The organism is Candidatus Beckwithbacteria bacterium (assembly GCA_012797845.1).
GTDB lineage: Bacteria > Patescibacteriota > Microgenomatia > UBA1400 > UBA1449 > JAAZOH01.
In genome coordinates this window covers 1-6,715 of record JAAZOH010000026.1, presented here as the reverse complement: position 1 = coordinate 6,715, position 6,715 = coordinate 1, and the positions used below count along the sequence as shown (strand labels likewise).

The following is a 6,715-nucleotide window of genomic DNA, read 5'->3' as shown; positions in this document are numbered from 1 at the left end:
GTAAATACCTAGAAACAAGTTGCGACTAGGCTAATCTCATTATAGAAAGATTTACTACTTTAGGAAACCAAGGCTTTACCGCGATAAAGATAATAGGCAAGATCCATTTTGGTAATTATAGATAGAGGAGAAGGTAGTTTATTTAAATCAAACCAAGCTATGTCGTCACATTTATCTGGTTCTAAAATTCGTGGAGTTTGACCAGACTTAATTTTAGCTTCAAATACACTTGGTACCCAATGCTGTTTTTCCTTTGGCAACAAATGATCTTTAGCGGGGTGTTGTTTTAAAATCTCTATCTCAACTCCCAATTCTTCTTTCATTTCCCGCCTAATTGCTGCTTCCAAAGTTTCCCCAAAATGGACAGCTCCACCTGGAGCTTCCCAACAACCTCGTTCATTTTTAGCCTGCTGACTCCGTTTGGTTAGCAGTATTTGATTTTTATCATTAAAAATTAAAGCTCCAACCGAAACACCAATGTAATCTAGACCGGCTTTTGCTTTTTGACTTAAAAGCGCAAATCCCTGCTCTCCTGCTTTTTTCTCCTCATCATCTTTAGCAAAGTAATGATCTATCTGATTTGGTCCGAACCAAACATATTTGCTATGATCTTCAGGGTGAAGAGTAATTTTTTGCTCTGGATTTTTCAACCGTGCAAAAAAGACTACCTCAACAGTATGAATAGAATTTTGTTCACTAAGATAAGTAAAAGTATAAAATGGCTCTTCAACAATAACATCAATTTCAAACTCTTCTTTTAATTCTCTAATTAAACTCTCTTCTAAGCTTTCTCCAAATTCGGTATGACCACCGGGTAATTCAAAATGATTGGGAAGAAATGTTTTAGTTGCCGCTCGCTTGGCTGTAAAAACCTGGCCTTTGGAGTTGTATAAAAATGCACAAGCAGTAATTTGCTGAGTTTGAGACATAGTTTTACTGGTTTAATTCCGGTTTTTTATATACCAACATTGTATAAGCATCAGTACTATTTAGCCTTTTAGTTCTGGCAATCTCATAAAAACCTAATTCTGCCTGACATTCACTACGATTAATAATCAGTGAGTTGGGCAAAATTTTATTTGGATCAAGTTTACTTGACACGCAACGCTCATCAATAAATGTTAGTTTGCCAATTTGATCTATGTGTAAATTTTTTTGGAATTTCCCAGCTAAATTACTATTAAAATCTCTTTTATCAAATAAATAATACAAAGCTAATTTATCTTCGCTTGGCAGATAGATATGATCATATTTATTTTGATTTTCATCTAAATAGGCCAACAAGGGCTTTTTATCATCTTCTCTATAAAGAGTTTGAAAAGTTGAACTATGGACAGTGTATATTTGCCAAAAATATATAAATTCCAAACACATCACAAAACTGATTAATATTCCCAGTGAAATGGAAAAACGTTTCTTTTGCCAGCGGTAATTAAAAAGTTGGGTAAAAACATAGGCGATTGGAAAAACAATAGTAACTGACATTAAAAAGGATCGGTGGACATTGGGCACATCATCCTGAGTTACCACACTGGCTAGCGGAGCTACGAGTAATATGTATAGTAAAAAATAGTAAAACAGCCACTTATCATTTTTAACAATTTTTGTTCTTAAGGACTTAATACCAAGTAATTTCAAAAGTTTGCTAGGAATTAGAAATAATACAATTCCCAACAGGTATGCGTAATAGATTAAGCCAATATCCGGAATTTGATAACGCTGGGGCATACCTCCTCGACTAAATAAATAATCTCCAGAAAAATAGCTGAGATATTGATAAAGCAGTTCTCGACCATACAAAACAATTTTGTTATGAAATATTCTAGTTTCCAAAAGAGGTCTACCTCCCATGCCAGCTTTAAAATTTTCAATTAGAACATAGGGTCGGCTCTGCTGGCTAAAAAGTGTGGTTTGATCAAAACGACCTCGCCCCCAAGTAGTTTGGGAGATGGCAAGCGTAAGTATGAAAAAAAAGATAACACCTGTTATCAACACTGTTTTTATTTTCTTAGAGTCAGTTAGCACAAAACTGGGTAACAGAATAATTGGTACTAAAACTCTATAGGCAGGATATAAAAGATATGTTGATCCAGATAAGAAAAACGATAGTAATAATAGAGGAAGTTTTTGTTTGGCAATACCATAAAACAACAAGATAGTAGCTAGTAAAAATGTTGTCGAAGCTAAAACTCCTTCAGCAGTTGCCCGCGACAAGACAATATGCCACGGCTGAATTGCTACTAAAAAACTGGCAAATAAAGCCGTGTTTTGTTTTTGAAAAATAAAATTAGCTAGTAGATATATCAAAACTACACTGAGTACTCCAGCTAAAGCAATTGGAAAACGAACTGCAAATTCATTAATCCCAAACACATATGTAGATAAACCCGAAATATACATGGGTAAAATATTGGGATAATCACCAAAATTATCAAAATAAAGTATTGGCCATGTATTACTATACAAATCAACTCCATTTTGAAGTGTGAAACGGCCAACATACCCATTCAAAACTTCATCGCGGTGAAAACCATATGGTAATGAACCAAGATGATAAAAACGGAGAAAAGCAGCCAATATAATTATTAGTCCTAAAAGAAGATGCTGCTTATAGTTTCTGAGTGTAGTTTGAACTACGTGTAACATCACAGTAGATGAGGTAGAATTTGAGCCCATAAACCCTAAAAGGGTCACGCTTTTCAGGCGCATACTTTAATAATTACTTTTGAGTTATTGCCAATTTAATTCTCTTCTGTCGTCAAAATAATATTAACTGCAGTTTTTTCTGATTGATCTTTGGTGTTATTTTCCCCAATGGTAATAGTAACTTTAGTGTTTTCTTTAGCAAAATTAAGCATCTTGCCCTGACCAGCATCAAATTCCATTTCCTTAGTCCAACCAAGTCCAGTCAGATCAGAAATGTATTTGTCAAAAACTTCATTTTGTTCACTATTAGTAATATATGTTACCGAGCTATTTGTTCCAGACGTTGAAGCGATAATAATCTTGGCATCACTAGTTATGATAAGTTCTTTAGGAAAATTACTTGGCAATACTGCTGATCCTCCTGCTGAGTATTGGGTTTGACCATCTTCAGATTTAATAGTAACTTCTCCGTCTTGAGCATCGACATCTACTTTTGCTCCAGTTTGAGCTTCTATTGTTTTTTCCAAAATTTTTTCACCGGTTTTTTGGCCAATTGTTTTACTTGGACTACAACTACTTAAAACAATTGATAAACACAGGATTATTAATCCAGTTGCTTTTGTTTTATTCATTTTATTATCACCTCCCACCTGTTTTGCATCTTTACTATTATCTATCCAGATACTGACAGTAATAACAAATGATTTTAGCAAGGGTTGCGGAGGAGGTGGGATTTGAACCCACGAACCCCGAAGGGTCACGCTTTCCAGGCGTGTGCCATAGACCACTAGGCGACTCCTCCATTTCTCTATAAAAGAGAAGTAGAACCGCAAGATCCACAAACGTACTTATTGTAACATCAGATTGGAATTAAGATTTTAGTAGTTCCCAGGCTTTTTTAAGCCCTGCTTTCTCCCCTTCAAAACCCATTATTTCAAGCGCTTGCTCATATGAAAACCAACCAGCGTTTTCCATTTCCCAACCATGTTGAGAGGGATCACCGGAAACATACTCCATAAGAAAGAATTGTACCGTTTTTTCAACCTTTGTTTGGCCACCACCCTGTTCTTGGTATGTTTTGACCCGCCGCGTGCTCTCCAAGGCCTTAGATTGCAAATCTAAGCTATGTTTGAGATCAGCCATGTACCGGTATGTTTCGGTATGAATTGGTTTAGATTTGACAATTTTGGCTGTTACGCCCATTTCTTCTTGAGTTTCTCTAATGGCAGTTTGTTTGGGCTTTTCTCCTTTTTCAATCAAACCCTTAGGTAAAACCCACTTATGATACCCAGAATGTTTGCCTAATAGAAATACGATACCACTCTGATCTTTTTTATAAACAACTCCTCCAGCAGAAAATTCTTGTTTAGTTTTCATCTTGCTCTCCCAATTCTAATTTTTTTTCATAAATAGTTTTACCTTTTGGCAAATATTCTCCTTCAGCTTCGGGTGGCAGTTTAATGGCTTTGCTAAACTCAGGAGCTACCTGACGAACATACTCATCTCGAGCTTCACCTTTGAGATGAGGAATAAAGGGACGGAACTTATCTAAATTTTCTTTTTGCTCATTAAAAACAAACAGTAGTTTATTAATGTAGTTATGTAAATCTTCAGAAAAACTGATATTGATAATTTTAAAATTTTTGACTGCCCCAGCTGCTGATCTAGCTACAAAATAACCTAAGCCAGTCACCATTTGAAACAAGCCTTTTCGATAAGCTCCAGTATCTACAACCTGATCGAGCCCTAAAGACATCTGGTAACGGGTCCAAGGGGAAGTGTGAATAAATTTAGTTAGTCGCCTGGTAGTAATAATAAATAGGGTTTTGCGCCAAACTACCCAAAGCCACCAATACATAAAAGCTCCAGCTAAAAGCCAAAAAATAGCAAAGATAGGGATGAACCTAGAAAAAGTAAAGCCCAGAATAGTCAACTTATTTAGTATTGCTATTCCTATCACTAAACCCAATAGAACAACTGCTACACAAAGTGCTAATTTTATTTTGATAACAATTCTCCCCTCTCTGGTGATAAATAGAATCCGCTCTTCTGAATGTTGACCTGGAAATTTAAGGCCTTTGTAGGGAAATTGAAAACGGTTAATATTAAAAACTAATTCCATTTTTTTATTTCTAACTTTTTCGCTTTTAGTTTTTAGTTATTTTTGTGCTCCCAGCAGGAATCCCTGCCTGCCGGCAGGCAGGGAACCCACATCGCTTGTGCACCTACCAGGACTCGAACCTGGATCTAGGGTTCCGGAAACCCTTGTTCTATCCCTTGAACTATAAGTGCTTATTTGTTGTGGTTCCGCCCGCCTGCAAAAGCTATGCTTTAAGCATTGCGGGCAGGGAAACCACTGTTCTATCCATTAAACTATGAGAGCAAATCTTAGCGGAAGGGGTGAGATTTGAACTCACGGGCCCTTGTAAAAGGGCACAGTTTTCGAAACTGTTGTATTTGACCACTCTACCACCCTTCCTTGATAATGCTGGTTTTTCCGCCAGAGGCGGATCGGCCTTTGGCTGACGAAACCGCTGCGATGGACCACTCCGCCACCCTTCCATCATAAACTCAACAGGTCAGGATTATTCCTTGATTGATTTGGATACTATGCAAATGTGCTCCCGACAGGAATCGAACCTGTATCGGTGGTTCCGCAAACCACTGTTCTATCCATTAAACTACGAGAGCAAGAAAGAAGTTTAAAAATGGAATTTCCCAGGCATATTTTACCAGAAGAAGAGCTTATTTTTTAGTCTTTTGAGAATTTTGGGGTTTTGCAGCTGGATTTGTTTCTAAAGGCACTTTTTCACCAAGCCATTTGCTCATTTTTTCAACCTGCGAAAGCTCTGGTTTTTCTTGCAGTAAATACTTATCTAAAATAGCTTTAATTTGAATTTTATCCTGCTTACCCAAGAGCAACATAAGTCTTGAGGGTATACCAATAAAATTTTCAATCATTAAAACTTCGTCATTAAACTTTTTTTCAAACCAGAAACGGCCTAGTTGTTCCCAAAAATAGGTTTTACCTAAAGTGATAATACCTTTATTGGTCAGCTTGTGTTCAACTTCTTCTGGCTCCACTGTCCCCATAATATAAACCAGAAAAGATAAAGCGATTAACGCTAAAACCAGCAAGAATTCTTTGACGAACAGTAAAATAATACAAATTAAGAAAATGATTGAACCAGCAGTGGTAAAGTATTCCCGATTGCGTTTTTTAAATGGCCGGATAGGAGCTTTCCAAGTCAGTAATATTTTTAATGGCTCTTTGACAATAGTTACTGGAGCTGGTTCTTGATATGGCATTTGCTCTGGTTGGACTTGTTCTGTTTTTGGCATTTGTTCTCTTATAATAGCAGATTTTTGAAAAAAATCGTATCTTAGGAACTTGCTATACTACTTTCTATGAAAATTATGCTCTTTGGTGGTAGTTTTGATCCGCCTCATCTTGGTCATCAGGAAATGGTAAAAAGGGTTTTACAACTAAACTTAGCAAATCAAGTTTGTTATGTGCCTTGCGCTAAACATCCTTTTGCCAAAAATTTATTGGCTTCGAAAGACCGTCTGGCTATGCTCAAGCTAATACAAACCACCAACACTAAAGTTGAAGACTGTGAACTTAACAGCACTGGTCCTAGCTACTCGATTATTACTTTACAATGTTTGCAAAAAAAATATCCCCAATATCAATTTTCTTGGCTAATCGGCTCTGATCAGCTAGCTGATTTTACCAAGTGGAAAGACTATCAAACTTTGCTGAAAAACTGGTCAGTCTATGTCTATCCTCGATATAATTGCCCCATAAAACCATTACTACCTAATATGAAAGTAATTGCCAATGTCCCCACAATTAAGTATAAATCTTCTCAAATTCGCAGTCTTATTAAAAATAATAAATCAATAATTAAACTTGTAGATCCTCAAATTGCCCAGTATATTAGCAAGCATCATCTCTATGAAAATAGCTAATTCTTCACAAGAAATTAACAAGGTCCGTAACTTTATTACAACCATATTAGAAAAAACCGGTAAAGACAAAGTTGTGATTGCTATCTCTGGTGGTATT

Annotated in this window: 7 protein-coding genes and 4 tRNA genes; 1 reads left to right on the top strand and 10 read right to left on the bottom strand. The window is 36.4% G+C overall.

All coding sequences use genetic code 11. From position 1 onward, the window contains the following. Positions 1-59 precede the first annotated feature (59 nt). The 10 genes from GYA49_03670 to GYA49_03625 form a co-directional block, all read right to left on the bottom strand. A complete protein-coding gene (locus tag GYA49_03670; GenBank protein NMC36118.1) occupies positions 60-929 on the bottom strand; it encodes an NUDIX hydrolase in 870 nt (289 codons plus the stop codon). A gap of 4 nt (positions 930-933) precedes the next feature. Continuing rightward, positions 934-2,709 carry a phospholipid carrier-dependent glycosyltransferase gene (locus GYA49_03665; protein ID NMC36117.1) on the bottom strand — a complete coding sequence of 592 codons (1,776 nt, stop codon included), beginning with the start codon at positions 2,707-2,709 and terminating at the stop codon, positions 934-936. Positions 2,710-2,741: 32 nt separating this feature from the next. Continuing rightward, a complete protein-coding gene (locus tag GYA49_03660; protein NMC36116.1) occupies positions 2,742-3,359 on the bottom strand; it encodes a hypothetical protein in 618 nt (205 codons plus the stop codon). A 6-nt stretch (positions 3,360-3,365) separates the two neighbouring features. Continuing rightward, positions 3,366-3,448: transfer RNA gene (locus tag GYA49_03655), tRNA-Ser, on the bottom strand. A 68-nt stretch (positions 3,449-3,516) separates the two neighbouring features. Further along, the gene (locus GYA49_03650; protein NMC36115.1) at positions 3,517-4,023 is read right to left on the bottom strand and encodes an NUDIX domain-containing protein; all 507 of its coding nucleotides are present in this window, start codon (positions 4,021-4,023) and stop codon (positions 3,517-3,519) included. Continuing rightward, the gene (locus GYA49_03645; GenBank protein ID NMC36114.1) at positions 4,013-4,768 is read right to left on the bottom strand and encodes a hypothetical protein; all 756 of its coding nucleotides are present in this window, start codon (positions 4,766-4,768) and stop codon (positions 4,013-4,015) included. The genes GYA49_03650 and GYA49_03645 overlap by 11 nt, the downstream gene beginning before the upstream one ends. 98 nt (positions 4,769-4,866) lie before the next feature. Further along, positions 4,867-4,938 (bottom strand) — tRNA-Arg (locus GYA49_03640). Positions 4,939-5,038: 100 nt separating this feature from the next. Continuing rightward, positions 5,039-5,125, bottom strand: a tRNA-Ser gene (locus tag GYA49_03635). Positions 5,126-5,265: 140 nt separating this feature from the next. After that, positions 5,266-5,337, bottom strand: a tRNA-Arg gene (locus tag GYA49_03630). A 54-nt stretch (positions 5,338-5,391) separates the two neighbouring features. Continuing rightward, complete coding sequence (locus GYA49_03625; GenBank protein NMC36113.1) at positions 5,392-5,988, bottom strand: hypothetical protein; 597 nt, start codon at positions 5,986-5,988, stop codon at positions 5,392-5,394. 66 nt (positions 5,989-6,054) lie between these two features. On the opposite strand from GYA49_03625, the gene nadD reads away from it, so the two are divergent. Then, complete coding sequence (gene nadD, locus GYA49_03620; protein NMC36112.1) at positions 6,055-6,618, top strand: nicotinate (nicotinamide) nucleotide adenylyltransferase; 564 nt, start codon at positions 6,055-6,057, stop codon at positions 6,616-6,618. Positions 6,619-6,715 lie beyond the last annotated feature (97 nt).

What these genes read in the sequence shown, in the direction of transcription:
- GYA49_03670 (NMC36118.1), bottom strand. Translation starts at nt 929, where the DNA reads ATGTCTCAAACTCAGCAAATTACTGCTTGTGCATTTTTATACAACTCC.
- GYA49_03665 (NMC36117.1), bottom strand. Translation starts at nt 2,709, where the DNA reads ATGCGCCTGAAAAGCGTGACCCTTTTAGGGTTTATGGGCTCAAATTCT.
- GYA49_03650 (NMC36115.1), bottom strand. Translation starts at nt 4,023, where the DNA reads ATGAAAACTAAACAAGAATTTTCTGCTGGAGGAGTTGTTTATAAAAAA.
- GYA49_03645 (NMC36114.1), bottom strand. Translation starts at nt 4,768, where the DNA reads ATGGAATTAGTTTTTAATATTAACCGTTTTCAATTTCCCTACAAAGGC.
- GYA49_03625 (NMC36113.1), bottom strand. Translation starts at nt 5,988, where the DNA reads ATGCCAAAAACAGAACAAGTCCAACCAGAGCAAATGCCATATCAAGAA.
- nadD (NMC36112.1), top strand. Translation starts at nt 6,055, where the DNA reads ATGAAAATTATGCTCTTTGGTGGTAGTTTTGATCCGCCTCATCTTGGT.